At 42.1% G+C, this 26,592-nt stretch carries 23 protein-coding genes and 2 tRNA genes; 16 read left to right on the forward strand and 9 right to left on the reverse strand.

Annotated elements, in window-relative coordinates:
- The first annotated feature begins 242 nt into the window (after nt 1-242).
- Nucleotides 243-947: a porin family protein gene (locus tag J7623_RS09875; RefSeq protein WP_291919722.1), complete on the forward strand. Its 705-nt coding sequence runs from the start codon at nt 243-245 to the stop codon at nt 945-947.
- Between the two features lie 140 nt (nt 948-1,087).
- Here the strand turns inward: J7623_RS09875 and J7623_RS09880 are convergent, their stop codons facing one another.
- Nucleotides 1,088-1,864, reverse strand: coding sequence for an enoyl-CoA hydratase-related protein (locus tag J7623_RS09880; RefSeq protein WP_291919723.1), 777 nt, complete (start codon nt 1,862-1,864; stop codon nt 1,088-1,090).
- A gap of 21 nt (nt 1,865-1,885) precedes the next feature.
- Complete coding sequence (locus J7623_RS09885) at nt 1,886-3,871, reverse strand: S9 family peptidase (RefSeq protein ID WP_291919724.1); 1,986 nt, start codon at nt 3,869-3,871, stop codon at nt 1,886-1,888.
- Nucleotides 3,872-4,099: 228 nt separating this feature from the next.
- Between J7623_RS09885 and hflX the strand changes: the two genes are divergently transcribed.
- From hflX to J7623_RS09905, 4 genes are all read left to right on the forward strand, one after another.
- Nucleotides 4,100-5,290, forward strand: a complete 1,191-nt coding sequence (gene hflX, locus J7623_RS09890) for a GTPase HflX (RefSeq protein WP_291919726.1) — start codon at nt 4,100-4,102, stop codon at nt 5,288-5,290.
- Complete coding sequence (locus J7623_RS09895) at nt 5,290-5,631, forward strand: Rieske 2Fe-2S domain-containing protein (protein ID WP_291919732.1); 342 nt, start codon at nt 5,290-5,292, stop codon at nt 5,629-5,631. Before hflX ends, J7623_RS09895 begins: the two co-directional genes overlap by 1 nt.
- Before the next feature lie 68 nt (nt 5,632-5,699).
- Nucleotides 5,700-7,334, forward strand: a complete 1,635-nt coding sequence (locus J7623_RS09900) for a glycosyltransferase family 39 protein (protein ID WP_291919734.1) — start codon at nt 5,700-5,702, stop codon at nt 7,332-7,334.
- A 148-nt stretch (nt 7,335-7,482) separates the two neighbouring features.
- Nucleotides 7,483-7,556 (forward strand) — tRNA-Asn (locus J7623_RS09905).
- Between the two features lie 169 nt (nt 7,557-7,725).
- On the opposite strand, the gene J7623_RS09910 is transcribed toward J7623_RS09905, so the two are convergent.
- Nucleotides 7,726-9,327: a glycosyl hydrolase family 28-related protein gene (locus J7623_RS09910; RefSeq protein WP_291919735.1), complete on the reverse strand. Its 1,602-nt coding sequence runs from the start codon at nt 9,325-9,327 to the stop codon at nt 7,726-7,728.
- Nucleotides 9,328-9,798: 471 nt separating this feature from the next.
- On the opposite strand from J7623_RS09910, the gene J7623_RS09915 reads away from it, so the two are divergent.
- Nucleotides 9,799-9,872, forward strand: a tRNA-Asn gene (locus J7623_RS09915).
- A 156-nt stretch (nt 9,873-10,028) separates the two neighbouring features.
- On the opposite strand, the gene J7623_RS09920 is transcribed toward J7623_RS09915, so the two are convergent.
- Nucleotides 10,029-10,778, reverse strand: a complete 750-nt coding sequence (locus J7623_RS09920; protein WP_291919736.1) for a HEPN domain-containing protein — start codon at nt 10,776-10,778, stop codon at nt 10,029-10,031.
- Nucleotides 10,779-10,872: 94 nt separating this feature from the next.
- Nucleotides 10,873-11,328: a hypothetical protein gene (locus J7623_RS09925; RefSeq protein WP_291919737.1), complete on the reverse strand. Its 456-nt coding sequence runs from the start codon at nt 11,326-11,328 to the stop codon at nt 10,873-10,875.
- A gap of 448 nt (nt 11,329-11,776) precedes the next feature.
- On the opposite strand from J7623_RS09925, the gene J7623_RS09930 reads away from it, so the two are divergent.
- Genes J7623_RS09930 through J7623_RS09950 form a run of 5 tightly spaced genes read left to right on the forward strand, consistent with a single transcriptional unit; the run spans nt 11,777 to nt 19,090 of the window.
- The gene (locus tag J7623_RS09930; RefSeq protein WP_291919738.1) at nt 11,777-11,989 is read left to right on the forward strand and encodes a helix-turn-helix transcriptional regulator; all 213 of its coding nucleotides are present in this window, start codon (nt 11,777-11,779) and stop codon (nt 11,987-11,989) included.
- Between the two features lie 42 nt (nt 11,990-12,031).
- Nucleotides 12,032-15,034: a type I restriction endonuclease subunit R gene (locus tag J7623_RS09935; protein ID WP_291919739.1), complete on the forward strand. Its 3,003-nt coding sequence runs from the start codon at nt 12,032-12,034 to the stop codon at nt 15,032-15,034.
- A complete protein-coding gene (locus J7623_RS09940) occupies nt 15,027-16,304 on the forward strand; it encodes a restriction endonuclease subunit S (RefSeq protein ID WP_291919740.1) in 1,278 nt (425 codons plus the stop codon). The genes J7623_RS09935 and J7623_RS09940 overlap by 8 nt, the downstream gene beginning before the upstream one ends.
- 3 nt (nt 16,305-16,307) lie before the next feature.
- A complete protein-coding gene (locus J7623_RS09945) occupies nt 16,308-17,459 on the forward strand; it encodes an AAA family ATPase (RefSeq protein WP_291919741.1) in 1,152 nt (383 codons plus the stop codon).
- On the forward strand, nt 17,456-19,090 hold the full coding sequence (locus J7623_RS09950) for a type I restriction-modification system subunit M (protein WP_291919743.1): 1,635 nt from the start codon (nt 17,456-17,458) through the stop codon (nt 19,088-19,090). The genes J7623_RS09945 and J7623_RS09950 overlap by 4 nt, the downstream gene beginning before the upstream one ends.
- Here the strand turns inward: J7623_RS09950 and J7623_RS09955 are convergent.
- Both J7623_RS09955 and J7623_RS09960 read right to left on the reverse strand, forming a co-directional pair.
- Nucleotides 19,083-19,682 carry a hypothetical protein gene (locus J7623_RS09955; RefSeq protein ID WP_291919745.1) on the reverse strand — a complete coding sequence of 200 codons (600 nt, stop codon included), beginning with the start codon at nt 19,680-19,682 and terminating at the stop codon, nt 19,083-19,085. The genes J7623_RS09950 and J7623_RS09955 overlap by 8 nt on opposite strands.
- A gap of 36 nt (nt 19,683-19,718) precedes the next feature.
- The gene (locus tag J7623_RS09960) at nt 19,719-20,447 is read right to left on the reverse strand and encodes a relaxase/mobilization nuclease domain-containing protein (protein ID WP_366838909.1); all 729 of its coding nucleotides are present in this window, start codon (nt 20,445-20,447) and stop codon (nt 19,719-19,721) included.
- Here J7623_RS09960 and J7623_RS09965 point away from each other — a divergent pair.
- Entirely contained in the window at nt 20,358-20,552 is a 195-nt protein-coding gene (locus J7623_RS09965; RefSeq protein WP_291919747.1) for a hypothetical protein, read from the forward strand. The genes J7623_RS09960 and J7623_RS09965 overlap by 90 nt on opposite strands.
- 10 nt (nt 20,553-20,562) lie before the next feature.
- Here the strand turns inward: J7623_RS09965 and J7623_RS09970 are convergent, their stop codons facing one another.
- Entirely contained in the window at nt 20,563-21,429 is an 867-nt protein-coding gene (locus J7623_RS09970) for an alpha/beta hydrolase (protein WP_291919749.1), read from the reverse strand.
- 239 nt (nt 21,430-21,668) lie between these two features.
- Nucleotides 21,669-22,943: a hypothetical protein gene (locus tag J7623_RS09975; RefSeq protein WP_291919751.1), complete on the reverse strand. Its 1,275-nt coding sequence runs from the start codon at nt 22,941-22,943 to the stop codon at nt 21,669-21,671.
- A 174-nt stretch (nt 22,944-23,117) separates the two neighbouring features.
- Between J7623_RS09975 and J7623_RS09980 the strand changes: the two genes are divergently transcribed.
- The 4 genes from J7623_RS09980 (at nt 23,118) to J7623_RS09995 (ending at nt 26,547) form a co-directional block, all read left to right on the forward strand.
- On the forward strand, nt 23,118-24,203 hold the full coding sequence (locus J7623_RS09980) for a histidine kinase (protein WP_291919753.1): 1,086 nt from the start codon (nt 23,118-23,120) through the stop codon (nt 24,201-24,203).
- Nucleotides 24,184-24,960 (forward strand): LytTR family DNA-binding domain-containing protein, encoded by a 777-nt coding sequence (locus tag J7623_RS09985; protein WP_291919754.1) that lies wholly within the window; start codon nt 24,184-24,186, stop codon nt 24,958-24,960. The genes J7623_RS09980 and J7623_RS09985 overlap by 20 nt, the downstream gene beginning before the upstream one ends.
- A gap of 130 nt (nt 24,961-25,090) precedes the next feature.
- On the forward strand, nt 25,091-25,678 hold the full coding sequence (locus tag J7623_RS09990) for a c-type cytochrome (RefSeq protein ID WP_291919756.1): 588 nt from the start codon (nt 25,091-25,093) through the stop codon (nt 25,676-25,678).
- Nucleotides 25,679-25,980: 302 nt separating this feature from the next.
- Nucleotides 25,981-26,547: a dihydrofolate reductase family protein gene (locus tag J7623_RS09995; protein WP_291919758.1), complete on the forward strand. Its 567-nt coding sequence runs from the start codon at nt 25,981-25,983 to the stop codon at nt 26,545-26,547.
- Nucleotides 26,548-26,592 lie beyond the last annotated feature (45 nt).

Genomic DNA, 26,592 nt, shown 5'->3' on the forward strand with positions numbered 1-26,592 from the left:
ATGGCCTTAATAGAGGATTATTTATTTAAATTAGGTTTTTTTGAATCAATATTGTTGTTCATCTTGTTCAATATAGATTGGGAAGGATCAGGAAAAGATTATGGCAGTAATATCACTTTTTCTGTAACTTTCGGGCCGGGAGTGTATAATACGGAACATGTTTTTGCAATATTTTAACCAATTGTGTTACAATCATTCCATTATATTTGCCTAATATTCTTTTTCCTAAGTATGTATATTATATGAAGAAAATAATTTTTACCCTTGGTCTGATAGCTGTTTCTATTGGAGTTTTCGCGCAGGATGGTGGCTCGCCGATGAATAAAGCGGTTAATAAAGTTACCCATTCCAACGACTTTTTGATGATACAGTTATCTTACGATGGCTGGGCAGGTTCGCCAGATAGTGTTAAGACCGGCCTGAACAGGGGTTTTAATGTTGCCTTGATGTATGATTTCCCGTTTAAGAAATCCAAACTGAGCATGGCAGCGGGTTTAGGTATCAGTACCAGCGGTATTTACCTGAAAGACCACTCTATGGACATACAAGGAAAGCTGAATAAAAACCAGGTATCCTTCCCTAGTTCAAACTACAAAAAGAATAAAGTGGCAACTACCTACCTGGAAATTCCTATTGAATTAAGATACCGTAGCGTGCCTGATAACGCCAACAAAGGCTTCAAAGCTGCTATAGGTGTGAAAATAGGTGCCCTGGTAGATGCACATACCAAGGGAAAATATACCGGAGCTAATGGTAGCAAGGATATTGATAAAGACGCGAACCGCGGATTCTTTAACCCATGGCGCTTTGCAGCAACTGCCCGTGTAGGTTATGGTAACTTCGCCCTGTTTGGTGCTTATTCCCTGAATCCATTGCTGAAAGATAACGCCAGTGGTAACCTGGATATCAGACCGTATTCAATCGGTATCTGCTTGAGTGGATTATAATCCTGGGCTGTTTTATAAAGAGCGTAAAGCGTAAAGCTGAAAGCATAAAGCTATTAAAGCGAATGACCGGAGCGTATGAGTAATTTAAATACTCGCTCCGGTCATTCGCTTTAATAGCTTTATGCTTTATGCTTTCAGCTTTACGCTCCCTTAAATACCGGCTTTCTCTTTTCAATAAAGGCCAGCACTCCTTCCGCATTATCAGCGGAATTGCCTGCTATTTCCTGGCAGTAGGCTTCATAGTCGAGCACATTGTCCAGGTTGTCGGTCATGCCTTTGGTCAGCATCTTTTTCATCAGGGCGATGGCTTTCGTAGGTGCGGCAGCGTAATAGGCTGCTTCGGCCTGTACGGCGGCATCCAATTCGGCAGCAGGTACTACTTTGTTAACCAGTCCCATTTGCAGGGCTTCCGATGCGGTAATTTTGGTGGCTTTGGTAGCCAGCTCGAAGGCGCGGTGGTAGCCAACAGTACGGGGCAGGAAGTAAGACGAGCCGGAATCCAGCACCAGGGCAATATTCACAAATATTTCAATCATGGTAGCTTCTTCGCTGGCGATGATCATATCGCAGGCCAGGGCGAGGGAGCAGCCGGCGCCAGCCGCCACGCCATTGAGCCGGCATATCACGGGCTTAGGCATGTTGCGGATGGCGCGTATAATGGGATTATAGCGTTTGTGGAGCGATTCACTCAAATCGCGTTTCCCCGACTCCATAGAAGCCTTGAGGTCTTGCCCGCTGCTAAAGGCTTTCCCGGCGCCTGTCAACACTACCACTCTCACAGCGGCATCCTTCTCTGCCGTTTTCAGTGCGTCCTGCAGCTCATAACTGAGTGGGTCATTGAATGCATTGTATACTTCAGGTCTGTTGAGTGTGATGGTAGCAATACCATCCTGGATATCCATTAATAAAGCCGCCATGGTAGCTGGATTGTTTGGTGATTACAGGGTTTCTTTCAGCCAGTTAAAGAATTCACGCTGCCATGCAATGGCATTTTGTGGTTTCAATACCCAGTGATTTTCTTCAGGGAAGTAGAGCAGTTTGCTCCTGATGCCTTTCAGTTGTGCCAGTTGGAAGGCTTGCAAGCCCTGCTCAATAGGCACGCGGAAGTCGATGCCACCTTGTATAATCAGGATAGGCGTATTCCATTTGTTGGCGTGTTCACTTGGGTTGAAATTTTTGTATTCGTTGGCATTAGCCGGATCCCAGTATGCACCGATGTCCCAGTTGGCGAACCACAGTTCTTCGGTAGTGCCATACCAGCTTTTCAGGTCAAAGAGGCCATCATGTGCAATAAAGGATTTGAAACGATTTTCGTGTACGCCTGCCAGCATGTATACAGAGTAACCACCATAGCTGGCGCCTACGGCACCTAAGCGGGCTTTGTCTACATAACTTTCTTTACTTACCGCATCAATGGCGCTCAGATAGTCTCTGATAGGTTGTCCGCCCCAGTCTTTACTGATGGAAGCATTCCATTCCACTCCATGTCCGGGCATTCCTCTTCTGTTGGGAGCTACTACGATATATCCCTGGGAAGCCATCAACTGGAAGTTCCAGCGATAAGAGTAGAACTGGGAAACGGCTGATTGCGGGCCGCCCTGGCAGTACAGAAGTGTAGGATATTTTTTTGCAGGATCAAAATCAGGTGGGAAGATAACATACGTCAGCATGTCTTTTCCATCGGTGGTTTTTACCCAGCGCTTTTCGATTTTGCACATGCCTATTTTGTCGTAGGCTGCTTTGTTAACGGTAGTCAGGGCTGTGATAGCGCCTTTCTGCAGGTCTACGGTAAACAGTTCGGCAGCGTGGTTCATATCGGTGCGGGATACTACCATGGTGTTGCCGGTTTGTGCCAGCATATCATGGATATCGAAATCACCGGTGGTTACCTGGCGTATATGCTTTTCCGTTGTTTGGGCGATATTTTTCTGCAGGGTAATTTCCAGCAGTTGCTCGGTGCCTTTGATCACAGCAAGGAAGTATATTTTTTTACCGTCGTTGCTGAAGCGGGTAGCGCTGGCAGTACCATCCCAACCTTTGGTGAGATTGGTAATAGTGCCGGTAGCACGATCCATGATGATCACATCATTTTTATCTGCTTCGAAGCCATCACGGGCCATGCTTAACCAGGTAATGTATTTACCATCCTGGCTGAAAGCAGGGGCCATATCGTAGCCCATCATACCTTGCGACAGGTTGCGGGTAGCTTTGGTGTCGAGGTTATATTCGTAGAGATCCGTATTGGTGCTGATGGCGTAGTCTTTTCCGTATTTCTTTTTGGTAACGTAAATGATACTTTTACCATCGGTGCTCCATATCATGTCTTCAGGGCCACCGGAAGGCATTTGAGGGCAATCGTATGGTTCATCAGCCATGATATCTACCGGCGTACCTACTTCCCCGTTATTGTAAGTGGCATAAAACACATGGGAGAAGTTTCCATCTTCCCAGGTATCCCAATGGCGGTAGTTCAGGTTATCATAGATCTGTACATTGGATTTTGGAAGATCGGGGTAATGATCGACGCCGGAGATCTTCTTTACTTTCACTTCTTTCGAAAACAGGATATGCTTACCATCGGGAGAAATACGGATGTTTTGCATGCCGCCTTCCACATTGGTTTTCTGCACCGGGTTGGAGCCATCGGCATCCATTTCATACCATTGTCCTTTGAGGGAGTAGCCGATTTTATTGCCTGGCAATATGGCTACATCGCCTTCTGCACCGGCAGTTTGGGTGAGTTGCTTTGGTGCACCACCTGTCAGCGGAATGGCAAAGAGATTTTTTTCTCCTTTGTTTTCCGTCATATTAATCTGAGAAACGCCGTAGATCACTGTTTTGCCATCGGCACTTATCGCTTCTCCGCTCACCCGGCCTAATTGCCATAGCAATTCGGGCGTCATCTTATCCTGGGCTACTGCCATAGTTGATATGAATAGTCCTGTAATTAATAAAGGTTTATACATGATTTCGAAAGGTTGTTTTGGACCGGGTAAATGTAGGAAGAAAAGGGGACTGCCCGCTTACATTTCTTACCCCGGACTGCACTGATTTTGATGATTTTTTCCGAAACCGGCGTCATTCGTGGAAGAAAATCTATAGTGGCGTAACCACTAAATTCTCTGTAAATTTGCACCAAATTCAGAAATAACTTGATTGAAAAGAAACAAGTAGTAGCAAAAGAAGAAAGGGCCGTCATTGTGGGTGTTATCACCAAGGAACAGACCGAGCGCCAGGTAAACGAATTCCTGGACGAACTGGTGTTCCTGGCGGAAACCGCAGGGGCTACCACCGTAAAACGCTTTACCCAGCGCCTGGCGCACCCCGACAGGGCCACATTTGTGGGAAAGGGCAAGCTGGAAGAAATACATCAGTTTATTGCAGGCAGGGATATATCACTGGTTATCTTCGATGATGAGCTTACCGGCTCTCAGATATCCAATATAGAAAAAGTGTTGAAAGTAAAGGTGATAGACCGTAGTGATCTTATCCTGGATATTTTTGCCCGCCGCGCCCGCACCGCACAAGCCAGGGTACAGGTAGAGCTGGCACAGTACCAGTACATCCTGCCCCGCTTACGTGGTATGTGGAGTCACCTGGAAAGGCAGGGAGGTGGTATCGGTAGCAGAGGTCCCGGTGAAACGGAGATTGAAACGGACCGTCGTATCGTAAAGGATAAAATTGCCCTGTTACGCAAAAGATTGGAGGACATCGATCGTCAATCCCTTACCCAGCGCAAGGAAAGAGGCGAATTTATCCGGGTAGCGCTTGTTGGTTATACCAACGTTGGCAAAAGCACCATCATGAATTTGCTCAGCAAAAGTGAAGTGTTTGCCGAAAACAAACTGTTTGCTACCCTCGACACCACTACCCGTAAGGTAGTATTTGAACAAACGCCTTTCCTGCTCAGTGATACGGTAGGGTTTATCCGTAAATTGCCGCATCACCTGGTGGAGAGCTTCAAATCCACGCTGGATGAGGTGCGCGAAAGCGATATCCTGATTCACGTGGTAGATATTTCACATCCGCAGTATGAAGAACAGATTGAAGTGGTAAATCGTACGCTGCAGGATCTGAAAGCCTTTGAGAAGCCCACTATCATGATCTTTAATAAGATGGATCTGTACGAGGCCAACACCTTTGACCAATGGCTGGAGCCGGAAATTAAACAGGATATCCTGGACAACCTGAAGCAGACCTGGGAAACCAAAACACAAGGTAACTGCGTATTCATTTCCGCCACAGAGAGAAGGAATATCGAAGAGTTGCGCAAAACTATTCTTGATAAGGTAACAAAACTCTACCAGGAGCGCTTCCCTTATAAAACCGAATTCTTCTACTAATGGCCAAAGAATATTCCTGGTATAAGTTAGATGAAGGTGAACTACCATTAGCAGAGAAAGCGATTACCGTTATTACTGTAAATGGCAAAAAAATGTGCTGTACTCTCCACGAGGGACGGTTTTTCGCCTTTGCGTATAAATGTCCGCATGCCGGTGGCATTATGGCCGATGGGGTTATTGATGCCGCCGGTAACGTGGTTTGTCCGCTGCACCGCTATAAGTTTAGCGTGAAAAATGGCTATAACTGCAGCGGAGAGGGCTATTACCTGAAAACCTACCCCATAGAACAACGCGAAGACGGCCCCTGGCTGGGCCTGGAAAAAAGCGGCTGGTTCTGGTAAGCAATTATCTTTCTGTTAAGAGTCGCGTGTGTATTTGAAGTGCCGGCAGATGCCTGTAACTTTTCGGCATGCTGACCTCTCCTACAACTATCACACAAACCCGCAGATATGTGCTTACTGAAAAGCAGGTATGGCTGCTGATAACAGCCATGGCTATACTGTTACAGTTCAGTGCACTGTTTGTACCTATTCTTGAGCCGGATGGCGCACTCTATGCCGGCATTGCCAAAACTATGGTATTGAAACATGACTACTGGAACCTATATGCAGATGGTCATGACTGGCTGGATAAGCCCCATTTCCCTTTCTGGATGGCTGCGTTGAGCTTCCGGCTTTTCGGTATTCACACCTGGTCTTATAAGTTGCCCGCTATCCTGTTTCTGTTGATGGGTGCGGCTTATACCTATCGGTTTGCCCGGTTGTTATACGACGAAAAGGTGGCCCGCTGGGCGCTTTGTATCTTATTAACAGCCGAACACCTGGTTATTTCTAACAATGATGTACGGGCAGAGCCTTATCTCACGGGACTTATCATCGCCGCTGTGTATCATTTTTACCGGCGGGGAATACTCCTGGGAGCCGTTTTTACGGCTTGTGCCATCATGACCAAGGGCGTGTTCGCCCTGGTGCCGATTGGCGCCGCTATAGGCGGCCAAATGTTGTTTACGCGTAATTGGAAGGAGCTGTTTCACCTGCGGTGGATGTTGGCCTTGCTGCTCATAGCCTTGTTCATTACTCCTGAATTGTATGCACTTTACACGCAATTCGACCTGCATCCGGAAAAAGTTGTTTTCGGCCATACCGGCGTTTCTGGTTTGCGATTTTTCTTCTGGGACAGCCAATTTGGGCGTTTTATGAACACAGGGCCTATCAAGGGAGCCGGGGATCCGTTTTTCTTCTTTCATACGGTGCTGTGGGCTTTTCTCCCGTGGTCAGTGATGTTATATGCGGCAATCATTATCTTCATAAAAAAATGGAAACAACAAAGGGAATATTACTGTATAGGTGCTGCCCTGGCTACTTTTGCCCTGTTTTCATTATCCCGTTTTCAGTTGCCTCATTACCTGAATATCATCTTTCCTTTTTTTGCTATTCTTACGACGCAGTATATATTATCCCTGCAAAGCAGCGCTGGACTTAAGTTTTTCCGGATTACGCAATACACCATCATCATCCTGCTGGCGATTGGTGTAGTGGTTATTGACCTGCTGTATAAACCGGCCATGCACTATGCCTGGCTATTGCTGGCGGCTGCCCTGTGTGTACTGTATCTCCTCCTCCACTACTGGCTCGATAAATCTACCCGGCAGGCGATCTTTTACCGTACCGTGGCGGTGAGTATCCTGCTGAATTTATACCTGAATACCATCTTGTATCCTGATATGATGCAATACCAGAGCGGGAGTGCGGCTGCTGCTTATGCAAATGCCTATCTCCCGGGGCGTAGTATTGGGTTATACCAGGCCAATTCCTATGCTTTCGATTTTTATTTAAAGGCGCCTGTATTACGCGCTGATACGGCTACGCCGCTCATTTTTACCACGCGGGAGGGCGTCTCGTCTCTGCAGCAGCAGGGCTATGTTTGTACTGTGGTAAAGTCGTTCCCTCATTTTTATGTGAGTAAACTGGATTTGCCATTTGTTCGAAAGGTGACCCGGGCGGAGGTTTTAGGAGAAAGAATGTTGGTGGAGGTAAAAAGATAATTTTTTTATTTAGATGTAGATGTAGTGTGGTGGCTTGTTTTACGCTTCTGGTGTCGGTTTTTTTGGAAAAAAGCAGAATTAGATTTTGCAAAAATAAAAATTTACCTATTTTTGCAATCCCAAATCGCGTAAGCGGTACGGGAAACACTCCTCCTTAGCTCAGTTGGTTAGAGCATCTGACTGTTAATCAGAGGGTCGCTGGTTCAAGTCCAGCAGGGGGAGCAAAAGAAAGAGCTTAGCATTTTTGCTAAGCTCTTTCTGTTTTTTGGTGATTTGTATAAATCCGGGAGCGCCGGGACCAAATGAGGTCAGAGAGCCCCCGAATTCTGTCAGCTCAGATAGTCGTCTCGGTTAATTGAATAATAACGCCTGCCAACATCCGCATTTTTTCTTACAGCATTGACATCGTTTTGGCGAATATTGTAGCTGTATTTCCTCCACTGCGCGTTAATACCAGATTATTATTCGCATCGATTGTATAGGTATTGACGGGTGTGTAGTTTATTTTATTAGAAGAAACGATGGCCGTAGTTTTTAGCCCACTGTACGATGTAGCCACACTCACGATATCAAAAAAGCTGATGTTTCCATTGATGCTATCAAATCCCTTTACAAGCACAAGGCAACACTGGCCAGGTTGAATTAAGGGATAAATCGCTGTTGCTGTAATGGGCGCAGTAGTTCGAACTTCTCCAGCGTAATCAGCTAAAATCACGCAGTTATTTGCATTTCTTTCAAAATTGGCGATATCAGTAGAGGATACATTACCCACAGAATTGAGCTTACCTCTGTATAAACTGCTATCAATTTTCTTGATAGTGGTGCCATCATCGGAGGTCACAAATTTATTCACAATGTTACCAACTGTTACCTTGGGATGGTTCCTGAATACAATCCAGGTGCCAACGGCGTTGGGACCACCGCAATTAAACCTGGAGTTGATAAACAGGCAATCTTCAATGGATACTGAGTCCTCCTTATTACCAAGGCCGCCAACAAGAATAATAGGCCCCGCATCGCTTGATATTAATCCTACAGTATTAGTAATGGATTCTGCCGCTAATCCCTTTATCGCAATCTGATTGGCGACCACATATAGTATTTCACCAACGGAAAGAGAGGTTTGTACTACAAAATCACAGGAGAAATTCAGAATGGTAACATCGGAATATCCAACTATGCTCATTCCTCTCAGACCAGCGCCACGGTCGCGTACTCCAAAATCTTGCACGGAAACTTTACTGACGCGGAGTGTTGTATTATCAGCACCGGCAATGGGAGGCGCCAGATCAACACCGATTGCCTTTATGTTGGATTTTCCCGGATTTATCACCATGAAGATATTTCTTATTTCTGTTTGCCATACCGCACCGGTACCAGGTGAAGACTTTATCCCGGTGTGGGCATAGTGTATATAGAAATCTGCAAATACACTGTTCATTACCTGATCATTCTTATTATTGCCATCTTTGAAGAACCATATTGCTACCGCGTTTTCATCACACACGCCTACTGGAACATCTTCAAAACTAATATGAAGCCCTGTATAGGTAAGTTTGTAGCCTTTTATATTCAATGCTGTGAAGCTTCCATTGGGCCTTAAATAGGCGCTATGTCCTTCAATAGAAGCATAGTTCAGATTTACATTAATGGTCTTTGTGATTTTGTAATTTCCAGGAGGAAAATAGACGCTCTTATTTTTATTAAAAGCAGCCTGGATAGCATCGCTATCGTCGTTGCTTAATGGATCACCGGCGTTACCTACTGCGCCAAACCATTTTACATTCACGGATTCATTATATAGTCGCTTCCAACGGCCTGTTGAAACAGTGTTGAATATAGTACCGCCATCCGCCGGTTCAGTGGAAACATTGTTCCAATAAAAGGCCCCTTCTCCCCCATCACCTGCCTCGTTATAACCCAGAACATGAACAAGTTCATCGGGCGCAGTAGGGGTGTAACTCAATAAATTTGCAATAGTGGCTAACGTCATTTTTTATATTTTGAGGTTTAAGAAAAATGTTAACTAAAGTAACAACTTCATTACGCACTGGATTTGCGTTAAAGAAAAACAGGGGGTGATTTATTTAGTTAGGATATCATACTTTTTACAGCAAAAGAGTTTAGTAATTTATTTTTTGCAAGTATGACTGCCTGGATTTTTCCGGTGAATGATGAATTGTTCACGGACATAAAACATTTAAATAGCTACAATGCACTCATGTGTTTTTTATATAATGTGATTATGATGTTATGTATTACCTCTCCGGGAGTGGTTTACCTTCCGTTTTTTACCATCGCTGCTAAGGGCCCTTCCTCTTCTCTATCCTCTTTTATACATTCCCCAATAAAAATCCATACAATCCGCACATTTTATCAAATATTTTACTAGATTTGCCGCCGATGTTCACAAAAAGGTGCGCATTTATAAGACATCCTTTTCTGAATGGGCTTATAGTCATATTCCTCCTTAGCTCAGTTGGTTAGAGCATCTGACTGTTAATCAGAGGGTCGCTGGTTCAAGTCCAGCAGGGGGAGCTCGGTTATCAAACATTTAATAGGTCACTTCGGTGACCTATTTTATTTTTTGCCAACAATTTGCCAGCAGCGTGGTCGAAGAGCTTGTCGTTATCTAAGTTAATTTATTTTTGCGATGATCGTGTATGCAAGACTGTTCAACGAAGCAAAGAACAATTAGTTTATTCCTGATCCCACTTCTGATAATATTTCGTGGATGCACTTAACTTTTCCGGTAAGTGTGATTAGCTCGCCATCGGTAATCTTGTAGTCTTCTTTATAGCGCGTATCTATATATGCTTTTTGCAGCAGGGTGAACAAACGCTTCTCCTGTTCCGTTTGCCGGGGAAATAGTTGTGACAGTTGATAAGATACCAGGCTACCAAAGCGGAGCAGCCGGTCAATGCTATGGGTATTGGCATGATATCCGGTCCCCACTTTTAGCAATGTTCGCAAAGCCTGTTCGGCCGACTGGTGTAGCATGAACGCCGTCATTTTGTGCTGTTTGCGTACGCGATATAGTTCCGATCCTGCCAGAAATTCTTTAGCCTTAGTCAGTCCATCTTCCCACTGCTTGGTCGTTTCTTTAGGATTAATGGTTTCCTTTGGCTCCTTGATATTTTCCCGACAAATGTTGCCAGCATCGTAAAGCACAGGAGCTTGTTGCCATGTAACCATTGCAAATGGAAGTCCTCCTTGCAGCCACTCCATAAACGTAGACGTTTGTAGTACCAGCGTAGTAACAGACATAATGTCACTGCAACTTTTCTCTATCTTGTTCTGCCAGTCATGCGGTTCTTTGTTAGCAAGGTTTGGTAAAAGGATTAGTAGCTTACAATCTGATATTTGTTCACAAGAGGAAGCCTCTTTATTAAATATACTTTCACATCTATTTTTGTTCAGCGTTGCCCCCAGCAGGAAAATCATATCCGGCGTATAGTCGCATTTACAATTACCTTCACTAGTTGCTGCTCGTGAATGGAGAAAGTCTCCCGGCAAAGGTGGTTAATAGCAAACGGCTTCATAATCCCTCCTTTTTTGATAGTTTTCGCCTGGGTTTCCTGAACCATTTCTTAAACCAGTAATTGTGGTGTTTATCTCGCCAGCTCGCATACAGATCAATGAGTTCCATTTTCCCATCATTAGGAAACAGTAATCCTAATGCATCCATTTCCTTAAACATTTGACGTATATCTTCCTCACTGTAATGATGCTGGCCATAGCCGTGTGCGATAAAATAATTAATAAGGTGTTCCTTTGCCTCGTCTCTACCCTCCCGTTTCCAACTGCCGCAAGATAAATTATCAGTGAAGTCCCGGATGATTTCCTCCGGTGATTTTTCTACAAGCCTGCATAACAGGAGAAATTGGTATGGCAGAATAAATTTAACTTCGGCGTGACGATCATAAGCGCCAGTTTGCCATTTAAGCTCCGGCTCCGGCTTTCGCTGTTGCATGCCGGTTGGATCCTTTTTCATGAGATAACATTTAAAGTGAAGAATTCGTGAATAGACCAACCGGGAACGCATAAAAAGAGACGTGGGTTAGTCCTTACCGTTCCTAAAGGGCTACGACACCCCGACAACGAAATAAGAACGCCCACGTCCATGCCTTAAATATATTAAGGAAAACGTGAGCGATTTACCTTATTTTCTCGTTGTCTTAAAAGGTCGTAGTTTTTAGGAACGAGAATAAAGCAAATACGCTTTACTAACTATGTTTCAAATAATTAACTGCTATTAAAAATGTGAATCCAGTTCATAATAAAAAAATTGATCCGGATACTAAGGTAATAAATATTTCCGTTTTTCAGCACTTAATTTCTGTTTTGATATTTTATGATTCTGTTTTTCAGAACTAATGATTAGCAGAAGCAATTTTATTGGTTTCCTATATTGCCAATTAAATGGTGAAATTCACTATCATATGGCAGAAAAACGAATCCTTAACCGTATAAAAAGCGTTTTAGCTGACAAGGATAAAACCAATTTATGGCTTGCCGAAAAATTAGGTAAGAATAAAAGCACTATTTCCAAATGGTGCACTAATGATCAGCAACCAACGCTTGATACGCTATTTGATATTGCAGAGGTGCTTGAGGTTGGAGTATGTGAATTATTGGTAACAAAGCTTAAGTAATATATAACTCCTAAATAATTCAATGCGAAATACAGTATTTGCATGAGTAAAGAAAATCAAATAGAAGATAGCCTTATAGCCCAGCTAAGGGAACTTAAATATGCCTATCGGCCTGACATAATTGATAGAAAAACGCTTGAAGTAAACTTCAAGACTAAATTTGAAGAGCTTAACCGTGTTCGGCTTTCAGATAGCGAGTTTTTAAGACTTCGGGAAGAAATCATTAACCCTGATGTGTTTTTGGCATCTAAACTTTTACGTGAAAGACAATACTTTCAACGAGAAGACGGAACTCCTTTATATTACACCTTGGTAAACATCAAGGATTGGTGCAAAAATGATTATGAAGTTATCAGTCAACTACGCATAAATACCGAGAACAGCCATCAGCGTTATGACATCATTTTGTTGATTAATGGTCTACCTGTTGTGCAGATCGAACTAAAGAAACTGGATATTTCTCCACGAAAGGCTATGCAACAAATCGTGGATTACAAAAATGAACCAGGCAATGGCTACAGCAATTCGCTGCTTTGCTTTATGCAGTTGTTCATTGTAAGCAATCGCACCAATACATATTATTTCTCCAACAACAAAAGTCAGCATTTTCAATTCAATGCAGACGAACAATTTTTGCCCATTTACCAACTAGCAGATGAAAACAATAAGAAAATAACACATATTGAACCGTTTGCTGAAAAGTTCCTTTCCAAATGTACACTGGGCGAAATGATAAGTAAGTATATGGTATTGGTAGAGAGCGAGCAAAGATTACTCGTTATGCGCCCGTATCAAATATATGCAGTAAAGGCTATAGTTGATTGCATTCAGCAAAACCGCGGAAATGGTTATGTCTGGCATACAACGGGAAGCGGCAAAACCTTGACTTCTTTTAAAACTTCTACCCTACTGAAGGATAATCCTGAAATTGAAAAATGTTTGTTCGTGGTGGATCGTAAGGATCTTGACCGGCAAACCCGTGAAGAATTTAACAAATTCCAGGAAGGCAGTGTCGAAGAAAATACGAATACCGAAACTTTGGTAAGACGCTTACTTTCTACCGACTATGCAGATAAAGTAATTGTCACCACCATTCAAAAGTTAGGCCTGGCTTTAGACAGTACCAACAAAAAGAACTATAAAGAACGCTTAGAGCCTTTGCGTAATAAACGTATCATATTAATTTTTGACGAATGTCATCGTTCGCAGTTTGGGGATAATCATAAGGCTATTAAGGAATTCTTTCCTAACGCTCAGCTATTTGGTTTTACAGGGACACCTATTTTTAGAGACAACGCAACATATGTTACGCGCGAGGGTAAAGAAGCTAAATACAAAGAAACAAAGGACATTTTTGAGCATGAATTGCATAAATACACCATTACGCATGCCATCGATGATAAAAATGTATTGCGCTTTCACATTGATTATTTTAAAGGTAAGGGGACACAACAATCCAAGCCTGGCGAGGCAATAGCTCAACAAGCTGTTGTAGCAGCCATATTGGAAAAGCACAATGCCGCCACCAATCAGCGGAAATTCAATGCAGTATTGGCGACAGCTTCTATCAACAACGCTATCGAATACTATAAGTTATTTAAAGAAATTCAAGGGAAGCGACAAGTAGAAAACCCTGATTATATCCCTTTAAACATTGCTTGCGTATTTTCACCTCCGGCTCAATTGATAGCCAAAGAAGGGGACCAGCAAAGTCAAAAGAATGCGGCTGACGTAAAACAATTGCAAGAAGATTTGCAGCAGGAAAAACTTGACAATCTAACCAATCCTGAAGAGAAGAAAAAGGCCTTAACAGAAATTATTACTGATTACAATCGACAGTTCAACACCAATCACAATATCAATGAATTTGATTTATATTACCAGGATGTACAAAGACGCATTAAAGACCAGAAATACAGCAATAAGGACTATCCCCACAAAAACAAGATTGACGTTACCATCGTAGTAGACATGCTGCTCACAGGTTTTGATAGCAAATACCTGAACACCTTATATGTGGACAAAAATCTGAAATACCACGGATTGATCCAGGCGTTTTCCCGAACCAACCGTGTATTAAACGACACTAAACCTTATGGCAATATTTTAGATTTCCGTTCGCAGCAGGAAGCTGTGAACCAGGCCATTGCGCTTTTCTCTGGCGAAAATAGTGGAAATGCTAGAGAGATATGGTTGGTGGACCCTGCCCCTGTGGTCATTGACAAATACAAAGAAGCCGTAGAAAAATTAGGTGTGTTTTTGCAGGACAATAATTTGGTAAACGACCCAGGTGAGGTGTACAATCTGAGAGGAGATGCCGCGCGAATCACTTTTGTGAAAAACTTCAAGGAAGTACAAAGACTTAAAACACAATTAGATCAATATACCGACCTTGACGAATCTCAAAAGGCGAGGATCGAAGCCATTTTGCCGAAAGAAACCTTACAGGAATTCAGGAGTTCATATATAGAAACCGCCAAGCAGTTAAGAGAAATCCAGCAAAAAGAAGGCGACCAAGCCCCACCTGAAATCCAGCAACTGGATTTTGAATTGGTGTTATTTGCGTCAGCAGTGATAGATTACGACTATATCATGAACCTGATTGCCGACAGCACGCAAAAGAAACCTTCCAAACAAAGAATGACAAAGGGACAGGTGATTGGCTTGCTGAGTTCCAATGCCAACCTGATGGACGAACAGGAAGATTTAACGGAATTTATAAAGGGCCTGGATTGGACAAAGGGGTACAATGCAGATGAGCTAAAGTCAATGTTCGAATCTTTTAAAGACGACAAATACAACAAAGAACTCGCTGCCATTGCCCGCAAAAACGGGTTAGAAACGGCAGACCTGAAAGCCTTTGTAGAAAAGATAATGAGTCGGATGATTTTTGATGGTGAAAAACTCACAGACCTATTAGAGCCTTTGGAGTTGAGTTGGAAAGAACGCAGGGTAAAAGAATTGGCGTTGATGGAAGATTTAGTGCCGCAATTAAAAAAATTGGCCCAAGGCCGTGAAATATCAGGATTAGCAGCTTATGAGTAAAAATAGAAAACTGACCGTGAGAAAATCCGAAGGGTTGATGCCCGAATTTCGCTTTCCTGAGTTTATAGAACCATGGGAGATGACTCCGTTGTCAATTGTATGTGATGTATATAGAGGTGGTGCCTTTTCTAAGGCAGATATTGATGAAAATGGTACTGAACTTTGTATTCATTATGGAGAGTTGTTTACAAAATACAATGAAGTAATTAAAACTATTTATTCAAAGACAAATAAAAGTGATGGTATTAAAAGCAAAATTGGAGATATTTTAATGCCTAGTTCTGATGTAACACCGAATGGTTTGGTAAAAGCATCAGCAATATTACTCGATAACGTTGTTTTAGGTGGGGATATGAATATCTTAAGGCCAAAAATAATTATCAATTCCATTTTTCTTAGCTATTTGCTGAATTACTCCCGAAGTGAAATTATAAAATTGGTTTCAGGTACGACTGTAAAGCATATATATCCAAGCCAAATAGTCACATGCCAATTACCTATAATCAGTAATGCGCTAGAGCAGCAAAAAATTGCTTCTTGCCTTTCATCTTTGGATGAAATAATTGCAGCCCACAGCCAAAAATTAGAATTACTTAAAGATCACAAAAAGAGCTTATTGCAAAACCTTTTTCCGAAAAGGGGGGAGAAAGTACCGAGGTATCGGTTTGATGAGTTTGTGAAAGATGGGGATTGGGTTGAGAGAAAGTTGGAGGAGTTAGCAAAAAGAGGATCTGGGCATACGCCAAATAAAAAAGCCTCTAACTATTACAATGGGGGGATAAAGTGGGTTTCACTCGCTGATTCGAACAAACTTGATAATAGGTATATATACGACACTAAAATTCAGATCTCAAAAGAAGGAATTGAAAACTCTTCTGCCGTGCTTCATCCCGCAGGTACTGTAATTCTTAGCCGCGACGCTGGAGTAGGTAAAAGCGCTGTTCTGTATTCCGAAATGGCAGTAAGCCAGCATTTTATTGTATGGGTTTGTGAAGAATCCAAATTATCAAATTGGTTCCTATATTACGTTTTTCAAATTTTAAAACCTGTTTTTGAGAGCATTGCTGTTGGAAGTACAATTAAGACCATTGGTCTTCCATATTTTAAAGAATTATTAATTGTAGTTCCCTCAATCAATGAGCAATTAAAAATCGCTTCCTGCCTTTTTTCTATGGACGAACTCATCGCGGCACAAGCGGAAAAAATAGAACAATTGAAGTTGCACAAAAAAGGTTTGATGCAAGGCTTATTTCCAAAAATGATTGATTAGATCATGAGTACGATAACCAATTTTACGACCCTTGCGGAGGTTGCTCAACATTTCCGAATGGATTTAACGGGAGATCATCGGCCTATGAAAGATTTGGTATTATTCTTTGCTCACAATGGCACCGGCAAAACCAGGCTTTCGATGGAATTTAAGCAAGCGGGAAAAGTGCTTGATATGGATGGCAATGTATTGAGCAGAGACACTTTGTATTTCAACGCGTTTACGGAAGATTTATTTTCCTGGAATAATGATCTCGAGAACGATACTCATAGAACACTTAAATTAAATCCTGATTCTACATTTTTTAACGGACTTCATGAATTGGATTTAGATGTCAAGATTGAGTCCTTTCTAAACAACTATGTGGATTTAAAATTCGACATTGACTATAATGCATCCACAGTAGCTTTTTCAAAAAGCATAATTGTTGACGGGCATGAGCAAACGGTAGAAAATATTAAGATATCGAGAGGAGAAGAAACTTTATTCATTTGGTGTTTCTTTCTTGCTATTTGCCAGTTGGCAATCGACAAAGATCCTGCGTACAGTTGGGTAAAGTATATTTATATTGACGATCCAATATCCTCCCTTGATGAAAACAATGCTATTGCCGTAGCCTGCGATCTATGTAATTTATTAACAACAGAAGGCAATGAAATTAAAACAGTAATTTCAACACATCATAGTCTGTTTTTTAACGTCCTTTACAATGAGTTTGGCAGAAAGGTAAAGAACAAACGCTACTTTTTGCACAATAAAGGGGCTAATGGCTATGCTTTGCAAGACACAAATGATACTCCTTTCTTTCATCACATAGCTACATTAAGCGAACTAAAGAAAGTCGTCGAATTGAATAAAATTTATACGTATCATTTTAATTCATTAAGAAGTATTTTGGAAAAGACCGCAACATTTTTTGGTTATGATAAAATAGATAAATGTATCAATGGATTAGAAGACGAAGTGCTCTTTGAGCGGGCATTACAGTTATTCAGTCACGGAAAATATTCAATATTCGACCCTGTAGAAATGGGTGACGACAACAAAGAACTTTTTAAACGGATATTAAACGGTTTTCTCGGAAAGTATGAATTCTATTTCCCACAAATATTTAACGAGGGAATTCAAACAGAGACAGAAACAGCATCAGCATGACACAAAAAGATCAATATAAAAAACTAGGGGATACGCTTTGGGATATAGCTAATGATTTGAGAGGCGCAATGAATGCGGACGACTTCCGTGATTATATGCTTTCGTTTCTATTCCTCAGGTATTTGTCCTTTAATTACGAAGAAGCAGCAAAGAAAGAATTAGGAAAAGATTATCCTAAAAGTCTTACTAAGGAAAAAAGGGCGGATTTTATTGTTCCGCCGCCCCTTGAACTTTGGTACAGAGATAACAACGGGGATATTAAAGAGTTTGAAGAACAAATGCGTAAAAAAGTACATTATGTTATCAAGCCAAAATACTTATGGAGCAATATCACAGAACTGGCACGTACCCAGAATGGCGAATTATTAGAAACACTTCAAAAAGGATTTCGGCATATTGAAAATGAATCGTTCGAGAGCAAGTTTAAGGGCTTGTTTTCAGAAATCAATCTCAATTCTGAAAAGCTTGGCAAAACGCCCAAAGAAAGAAATAGCACACTTTGCAAGATCATTCAGAAAATTGCAGAAGGCATTGCTGATTTTTCTGCAGATACAGATACCCTTGGTGATGCCTATGAATATTTGATTGGAAAGTTTGCAGCAGGTTCAGGCAAGAAAGCAGGTGAATTTTATACACCTCAACAAATTTCAACCATTCTCTCCCGAATTGTTATATTAGATTCCCAAGATCCTACTACAGGTCCTAAATCGAAATTGGATAAAGTACTTGATTTTGCTTGTGGTTCAGGGTCTTTATTATTGAATGTACGAACCAAATTAAAAGAAGAAGGCGGTACGATTGGTAAAATTTACGGGCAGGAAAAAAACGTTACTACTTACAATCTTGCACGGATGAATATGCTGTTGCACGGTATGAAAGACACCGAGTTTGATATTTTTCACGGTGACACTTTACTTAATCAGTGGGATTTACTCAATGAAATGAATCCGAGTAAAAAAATAGAATTTGATGCCGTTGTTGCCAATCCGCCTTTCAGTTTGCGTTGGGAGCCTAACGATACTTTATCAGAAGATTTTCGTTTTAAAAGTCACGGGTTAGCACCAAAGTCAGCGGCCGATTTTGCTTTTTTATTACACGGATTCCATTTTTTAAGAGACGGGGGGGCAATGGCAATCATCTTACCCCATGGTGTGCTATTTCGCGGCGGTGCAGAGGAAAGAATTCGCACCAAACTGTTAAAGGATAACCATATTGATACAGTTATTGGTTTGCCGTCCAATTTATTCTATTCTACCGGGATTCCTGTTTGTATTTTGGTTTTGAAAAAGTGTAAACGACAGGATGATGTCTTGTTTATCAATGCCTCTGAGCACTATAAACCTGGGAAAAGGCAAAACTCTTTAGAGGAGGACCATATCAATAAAATTGTTCACGCCTACCAGTTCCGCTCAGAACATATTGAAAGATTTGCACGGAGAGTGTCAATGGAAGAAATTGAGAAAAATGGCTACAACCTAAATATTTCCAGGTATGTAAGTACATCTGAGGACGAAGTACACATTGACTTAAATGAGGTAAACAAAAAATTGACTTCAATAAATGAAAAAATAAAGAGGAGCACTGACCAACACAATGAATTCTTAAAGGAGTTGGGACTTCCTCCTATTTAGCACCGGCCCTTTGACGAAGCTGCTCGGCTTCCGCTTCTTTCCGGTTTGCTTCGTCGAGCATTTCCAGGCGGCGGTGCTTTTCCTCTTCTTTCGAAAGCACGCTATCTCGAAAAAAGTCGGGCTGCGCCCGTTGTAAACTATCTGTGAAGTGCAGCAGACGGGCCACCTGGCTATTATCGAAAAGTTTGAGGTAACGGTATTTTGTATCATTGTCACGGAAATCGCCCAACCGGGAAGCGGTGAGATACCACCCGGTGCTTACAAGGCATAACATGAGGAATAAGCCTACCGACGCCCAGGCAACCTTGGGGAAATGATGATGGTGATTTTGCACCTGCGGCCGGGAAAGGGCAGTGATTGTGTCCCGCAATGTCCGGTCCAGGCGCTGGTGCAGATTTGACTGCTCAGGTAGTTGGATTAATAATTGATTTATGGGACCTCCGGCTTGGGTGAGGTGATTGAGCGCGCCTTTTAATGCAGATAACTGCCCCAAAGTTTCCTGCAAGGCGCTGATTTGTTGGGCATGCTGTTCTAATTTATTCGTGTGACCTTCGCTGATCTCGGTCAGGGTAGTCAAAAGATTCTCATTCATGGTTTGAATTTTTGGCATTTAAAATACTGTTCTGGTCTAGCGCAGTTTTTTACGCTTCTTCTTTTTACGAGCTTCGCGTAACAAGTCAGGGTTAACACCCTGCGGTACGTACTCCGGCTTCATAAGATCAGAAAGCAGGTTACCGGTTGATTGCAGCAGTATATTTTCTAGTTCCTGGGCCAGTTGACTGGCTGGATTCGACGCATTAGGAACACCCCGCCCGGACAACCGTATTGGGTTCGTCGCTTCTATAACCTGAATTGGATTTTGCCGCTGACCCTGTGAAAGCGTCTTTTCAAGGTTGCCCAATGAGAAGTTTCGGTCTACTTTGCTACCCTTGAAGACATCCTTCTCCAGGCGAAAACTGATGCCTTGCCGCTCCTGGGTCTGACCTTTAAACTTGTACAGTACCTCAATGCCATAAGTCTTGAGGCGAGCTTCCAGCTCTTCCAGGTTCCGGCATTTCGGGAGGCTTTCCATGATAGCCGTATAGATTTTGTAACGGTTGGCTTCGGACTGGTCGAGTGCTTCCTGGTGAGTGAGGGCCAGGTTTTTCCTTTCGGCTACGATGAGCCCGTGTTTCAGGGTAAGCTTTTGGGCGGCCTTTTTTCCTCTCAACCCGATATGGTTGTCTTTGATACTCCGGGCGTCGTTGTTCACCATATTAGCGATGAGATGCACATGCAGGTGCGCTTTGTCAGTATGTTTGGTAATGGCAAACTGGGTATTGGAGATGCCAATTTCCTGCAGGTACTCCCTTGCGATGGCAACGATCCTGGAATCCTCCGGCTTTTCATGGGGAGCAAAAAAGGTGAAAGGTTTCAGGCAATGCGCCTGAAACCTTTTTTAATTAGCCCGGAATCAGGTTAGTGGAACATCATCATGGTTGCTTTAAAAAGTCGGTGATCAGTTGCAATACCTCATCAAAATTTGTTTCAAGCACCCAATGGCTGCCATCAAGAATATACACCTGTGCATCAGGTAAATCTTTCTTGTAGCAGAAAGCCTCCTCCACGTTAAAAAACGGATCATATTTGCCCCATATAATGAGGGCGCGGGGTTGATGAACACGGAAATACTCCTGGAAGACGGGGAACATTTTTATATGATTCTTATAATCACAGTTCAATTCATATTGCATATCAATATTGCCGGGCCTTTTCATCGATTCCCAATCAAGCATCCATAATTCAGGACTTAAAGTGGGGAGCAATTCTTCCTGTAATCCGGCCGTGTATTGCCACTTCACGCCTTCCTCACTCAGGAATGCGTAAAGTTGTTCTTTTGTTTCAGGCGTCGGGTTTTCCCAATAAGCTCTCATTTCATCCCATATCCCGCGAACACCTTCTTCGTATGCGTTACCGCTTTGGACAATTATTCCTTCGATTTTTTCAGGATGATTTACACATAGCCGGAGGCCAACAGGAGCGCCATAGTCATGAAGATAAATGGTGAATGTCTTTAGATTGATCTCATCCGTAAACTTGTTTATATAAGCGGAGATATTCGCAAATGAATATTCAAATTGATCTTTAGCCGGAAAAGCGCTGAAGCCAAAACCGGGAAAGTCCGGCGCCACCATGTGATACCTGTCTGATAAGGCGATCATCAGATTTTTGAACATGATGGATGATGTGGGGAAACCAGGTAATAGCAGTAGGGATGGGCTTGTACGATCTCCGGCCTCCCGGTAGAAGATATCGATCCCATCAACATTAATTGACCTGTTAAAAATCTGGCTACTCATATTTGTGGACCGATCAAAGATTGTGCCCCTGGGTGGCGTATGTTTAAGCCCGGTACCTTGCAAGGTCAATCGCTATCCCTCTTTAAAGTATTCGCTTTTCAGGCAAAAAGGTTCAGCTATTACTGAACCTTTTTTCATTTCAATCATCTTAGGTTTTTGAGAACAAAGACTAAGGGGCCACGCGTCGTTGATACTAATTTTTTGGGGCTCGCAACATGGATATTCATCTAACACTAACATCATATTCTCCTTTTTAGCCTGAACTGGCCGGAGATTTCTTTTTTCGGGGGATTATAACTTCCGTTCTGATACCACAGTTCAGCCGTGAAACGGCCTTCTACATATCCTCCAACGGGTTCATATTTTGTAATGGTAACACTGCCGGATGAGTAGTGTTCATCACACTTGAAACAGGGCTGCATATTAGTAGCCCAGTCCCATTCTTCGGGGCCCTGGAACATAATATAGGCTTTGTCATCCTCTTCTCCGTAAGGATAGCTTTTAGTCCCAAATGAATCACCCAGGAGGCGAATCAGAATGCCATCGCTGTTATCCATTTCGGCGCGCAATAAAAAGTTGTCTGCTTCCAATACCATGCACTCACCTATGCAGCTGCCAATTTTGTTTTGATGTATCACGCCGTCCAGGGTATAAGTCACAAATTCATCTTCTGAAATGGTAATGGGCAATGTGAACATAGCCAGGCTGCTATAGTCTTTTGTGTTGGCATTCCATATGGGTAATATGGCACTGATGAAAATTGGGTTGAGCGATGGTATGGCTGGAGGCGCTGTATACGTACAATTTATTCCGGATGGCTGTATAGCGCCGGTTCCTACGGCCAGCTCCCATTCTATGCGGGGTATATTTGCCGTGATATAATATTCTACCAAATCTCCGATGGTCGCTTCTCTCCCCAGAAATTCATCCAGGTTTTCATAAGTCATAATTTTTAATTGTGCTTTTTCGCCGGGTTTTATAATATCCTTATCAGTTATTATCTTTATCCTTTCAAGGAAAGTCCAGTCACTAAAGTGAGTTGTTTGTGCAGTCAGGGTGTGTTGGACTTTATTATATTCAGTGTTCATTACCACGTGAAAATACCCCTCCCTATCCTGATAGGCTAAGCTTAGTTGATTGATATTGGTGCCAACCAGGTCTGAATCATTATAGGTAAATACAAGGGTCACTGGTTTGGTAAAAGAAACATTTTCCGGTAAAAGCCGGTAGCAGGGCTGCTTTGTGCCGGGTAGTGTATTTGTAACGGGCTGTATACTAAAATCAACCGATGTAGTAACTGCACCCGGAGGGATGATCATCCTGATCTTTCCATCGGCAGTGGAAATACTGCCGCCTTCGGGACCAATTTTTTTAACAATGGCAGCACCTTTTGGGGTGCCAAATGGTCGTTTTACGGCTCTGGCAGTTGTTTGGAGGCTGTTATCTGAATTTTTTTTACAGGAGATGTTTAACAGACAACAACAAACAATAGCAAGGATTAATGTAAGTTTCATATCTACGTTAAAATGATAATGTTGTAAAAGCGAAGCAAAGAAACTAAAGCAAGATTGCAGGAGACAGGAGATAATGATTGAGCAGTCACATTTGATGTTTTAATGGTAGATTTTTTGACTGAATCCTTTTTGACAGATAAAGAAAAAGAGTAAGAACCAGTTATTTTGAAAAGTATGTCTGCAGCACGTCAACCCCATATTATTACACAACTGCTTAAAAACAAACTTACCAACAATGATGTAAGGGTACTTTTCATTGTATTACCTTATTACTTTGTACTTGGCTTTATTATTTGGGGGAAAACATACATATACGACCTCCATATATTTTTGATTACTATCATGGTAACCCTGGTGATATGGCCATCTTCCTGGTATATACATTCAAATGTTGGCTATGTTATCCGGAGTTTTTTCCCAGAGATCAGCCAAACAACCAGGCGAGTATTGGTAACCCTGGCTGTCTTTATCCCGATTACCATCTTTATTAATTACCTGGTACTATTATTATGTTGCGAGCTTGCAGGTGTTCCCTATAAATCAGATAAGTTTATGGAGATGACGATTGCGGGTTTAATACTGAATATGTTGGCTACTGCAGTATTTGAATCAACCTTCCTCTTAAAAAGATGGAAAACTTCTGTACTGGAAGCAGAGGATCTTAAAAAGGCATATTTACAAAGTGAGTTAGATAACCTTAAGTCGCAAGTAAATCCGCATTTCCTGTTTAACTCTTTAAACTCTTTATCCGCCTTAATTACGGAGGATGCGGAAAAAGCAGAACAATTTCTTCGCGAGATGAGCCGGGTATATCGTTATTTGTTACAAAATAACGAGCGTGAACTTACGCCAGTAGAAGTGGAGCTAACGTTTGTTCGTTCTTATTATCATCTCCTGAAAACAAGGTATGAAAGTGCCATCCAGTTGGATATTCATATTTCGGATGAATACCTGGATTATCTGATTCCTCCCCTCACACTACAAATGCTGATTGAAAATGCGGTAAAGCATAATACACTCATGGAAACACATCCACTGATCATTGAGTTGTATAGTGATCAGGATGGACAGTTAGTAGTGAGTAATAACCTGCAGCCGAAAGCAGGAGTGATTGAATCTAATAAAATAGGACTTAAAAACATTCAAAAGAAGTATCAGTTATTAGTTCAGCAAGAACTAATAATCGACATAAGTGACCGTCTTTTTACGGTTAAACTGCCATTAATAAAACCAGCAAAATATGAGGATAGTCATCATTGAAGATGAGAACCTGGCGATTAAGCGTTTGTCCAAACTGTTGATAGATACGGAAAAAGAGTTACAAATTGAAGCGACGCTGAAAAGCATCGTAGAGAGTGTTCAATGGTTTAAAGAGAATCCTGCCCCGGATTTAATTTTTATGGATATTGAGCTGGCAGATGGACAAAGTTTTGAAATTTTTCATCAGATAACGATTAAATGCCCCATCATTTTTACGACTTCGTATGATCAATATGCATTGAAAGCATTTGAAGTAAATAGTATTGACTATTTATTAAAACCGATAGAGCCGGCGGATCTGCAACGGTCGTTAGATAAGTATGTACAAATAAAAAAGTTGTATGCGGGCCAGGTTACCTCTCCTATTGATGTAACCCGGTTGCTAAGTGATTTACAGCAAAAAATAGGACCTAAATATTATAGAAGCCGCTTCCTGGTGAAATCGGGAGCGAAGATGGTGAGTATTGAAACCACAGAAATTGCCTATTTTTTCCGCGAAGGGCGGATCACTTTCTTTAAAACATTTGAGAACCGGAAGTTTATAGCAGATTATACGCTTGATAAGATAGAAGAAATGTTGGAGCCGGGCTCCTTTTTCCGCATTAACCGCTCCTGTTTGGTGGCCACCAGGTCGATACAAACAGTGGAGCTTTTTTTCGGCAACCGACTGGAGCTGCAATTAATGCCCTCTTTTGATGGAGATGCCGTTGTAAGCAGGGATAAGGCTGGCGAGTTTAAAGAGTGGATGGGAAAATAGGTAGATCCGGTTCAGGCGTTAAAAAATGCTGTTCAGTAGCTTATAAAGGCCATTCAGACATGATGTCTATAAAAATCATAGGATGGAGAAATAATTTTGTATTCATTTTCAATTATTTAAAGCCCCCCTTATGATTAAATCAAGACTAGCGTTTTTGATGTCTGCTGTGGTATTGGCGAGTTTTTTTTTCTCATGCGGCACTAACCCGGAGAAAAATGAACATGCCGGTAATACAGCCCCCGCAACTGATTCCGCACAACTGTTAAAGCAAGGTGATTACCTGGTAGCTATTATGGGATGTAATGATTGTCATTCGCCCAAGCGCCTTGGTCCTAAAGGCCCTGAAATTATTCCTGAAGCTATGTTATCTGGATATCCCGCCAACCGCCCGGTTGCCGCTTATGATACTGCACTGGCGAAAAGAGGAATTGCGCAATTCAATGAAGATATGACTGCTGCTGCCGGTCCCTGGGGAATTAGCTTTGCCGGTAATCTCACGAGTGATGATACCGGTATTGGTAACTGGACCCTGGATGCCTTTAAAAATGCGATGCGTCATGGCCGGTTTAAAGGAAGTGAGAATGGCCGTATCCTGCTGCCGCCAATGCCCTGGGTGAATTACTCCCGTTTAACCGATGATGATGCAGCTGCAATCTTTGCGTATTTAAAAAGTACCAAGCCGGTTAAAAACGTTGCTCCCGCACCCGTGCATTTTTAATCAGAGCTATTATGTTATTGAAACGAGGATGCCTGAAGAGGATATCCTCGTTTTGTATTTTGGAATCTCAAGTACGTAAGCTATCACATCGTTTTGTCAATACCAGGGTAGCTTTACCGGAAGCTAAAAAGTAGATGTTTCCAGATATAATTTGGTAATTTTTCCCTGTTTATATGCTAATGTATATTTAAATTGCTGTAAGTATTAGGATATCTATAAAACCGACGCATTTCTCCCCTAAAATGTCTCATTCTCCCCTCGCCCCCAAAATCTATCTCTACTAATTTTATAAAAAAAAGATCATGAGAAAGATTATCGTTACCGAATTCATCACCCTTGACGGTGTAATGGAAGCACCTGGTGGCAATGAAACCACTCACCCTCACGCCGGTTGGCAATTTCTATACAATGCACCGGAAACAGGTAAATACAAAGTAGAAGAGCTGGCATCTGTAGATGCGCTGCTATTGGGAAGAAAAACGTATGACATATTTGCCGGCTATTGGCCCCATCAAACAGGTAAAGAGTTTGCTGATCCGATAAATAACCTGCCTAAATACGTGGTATCAAAACATCTGGAAAAAGCGGAATGGAACAACAGTCATATTCTTCGGGACGTAGCCAAAGAAGTAGCCGCGTTAAAGAATACGAAGGGCGGTGATATCCTCGTTTATGGCAGCGCCACCCTCGTTAAAGCATTGCTGCATCACGACCTGGTGGACGAATTGCGGTTAATGGTATTTCCTGTTTCTATTGGCGGAGGATTAAGGATTTTTGATGACAACCGGGAAATGAAAAAATATGAATTGAAATATTCACAAGTGACCGATAAAGGTGTACTTATTCTCGAGTACCAGCCGATACGTTGATAAACGCATCGGCTGGCACTAGACATTTATTCATTCCTTATTCAG

This window comes from Chitinophaga sp., assembly GCF_017745275.1.
In the GTDB taxonomy this organism is placed as follows: Bacteria; Bacteroidota; Bacteroidia; order Chitinophagales; family Chitinophagaceae; genus Chitinophaga.

Coding starts and splice junctions, on each gene's coding strand:
- J7623_RS09875 (WP_291919722.1), top strand. CDS start 243: ATGAAGAAAATAATTTTTACCCTTGGTCTGATAGCTGTTTCTATTGGA.
- J7623_RS09880 (WP_291919723.1), bottom strand. CDS start 1,864: ATGGCGGCTTTATTAATGGATATCCAGGATGGTATTGCTACCATCACA.
- J7623_RS09885 (WP_291919724.1), bottom strand. CDS start 3,871: ATGGCAGTAGCCCAGGATAAGATGACGCCCGAATTGCTATGGCAATTA.
- J7623_RS09895 (WP_291919732.1), top strand. CDS start 5,290: ATGGCCAAAGAATATTCCTGGTATAAGTTAGATGAAGGTGAACTACCA.
- J7623_RS09900 (WP_291919734.1), top strand. CDS start 5,700: ATGCTGACCTCTCCTACAACTATCACACAAACCCGCAGATATGTGCTT.
- J7623_RS09910 (WP_291919735.1), bottom strand. CDS start 9,327: ATGACGTTAGCCACTATTGCAAATTTATTGAGTTACACCCCTACTGCG.
- J7623_RS09920 (WP_291919736.1), bottom strand. CDS start 10,778: ATGATTTTCCTGCTGGGGGCAACGCTGAACAAAAATAGATGTGAAAGT.
- J7623_RS09925 (WP_291919737.1), bottom strand. CDS start 11,328: ATGAAAAAGGATCCAACCGGCATGCAACAGCGAAAGCCGGAGCCGGAG.
- J7623_RS09930 (WP_291919738.1), top strand. CDS start 11,777: ATGGCAGAAAAACGAATCCTTAACCGTATAAAAAGCGTTTTAGCTGAC.
- J7623_RS09935 (WP_291919739.1), top strand. CDS start 12,032: ATGAGTAAAGAAAATCAAATAGAAGATAGCCTTATAGCCCAGCTAAGG.
- J7623_RS09940 (WP_291919740.1), top strand. CDS start 15,027: ATGAGTAAAAATAGAAAACTGACCGTGAGAAAATCCGAAGGGTTGATG.
- J7623_RS09945 (WP_291919741.1), top strand. CDS start 16,308: ATGAGTACGATAACCAATTTTACGACCCTTGCGGAGGTTGCTCAACAT.
- J7623_RS09950 (WP_291919743.1), top strand. CDS start 17,456: ATGACACAAAAAGATCAATATAAAAAACTAGGGGATACGCTTTGGGAT.
- J7623_RS09955 (WP_291919745.1), bottom strand. CDS start 19,682: ATGAATGAGAATCTTTTGACTACCCTGACCGAGATCAGCGAAGGTCAC.
- J7623_RS09965 (WP_291919747.1), top strand. CDS start 20,358: ATGCACATGCAGGTGCGCTTTGTCAGTATGTTTGGTAATGGCAAACTG.
- J7623_RS09970 (WP_291919749.1), bottom strand. CDS start 21,429: ATGAGTAGCCAGATTTTTAACAGGTCAATTAATGTTGATGGGATCGAT.
- J7623_RS09975 (WP_291919751.1), bottom strand. CDS start 22,943: ATGAAACTTACATTAATCCTTGCTATTGTTTGTTGTTGTCTGTTAAAC.
- J7623_RS09980 (WP_291919753.1), top strand. CDS start 23,118: ATGTCTGCAGCACGTCAACCCCATATTATTACACAACTGCTTAAAAAC.
- J7623_RS09985 (WP_291919754.1), top strand. CDS start 24,184: ATGAGGATAGTCATCATTGAAGATGAGAACCTGGCGATTAAGCGTTTG.
- J7623_RS09990 (WP_291919756.1), top strand. CDS start 25,091: ATGATTAAATCAAGACTAGCGTTTTTGATGTCTGCTGTGGTATTGGCG.
- J7623_RS09995 (WP_291919758.1), top strand. CDS start 25,981: ATGAGAAAGATTATCGTTACCGAATTCATCACCCTTGACGGTGTAATG.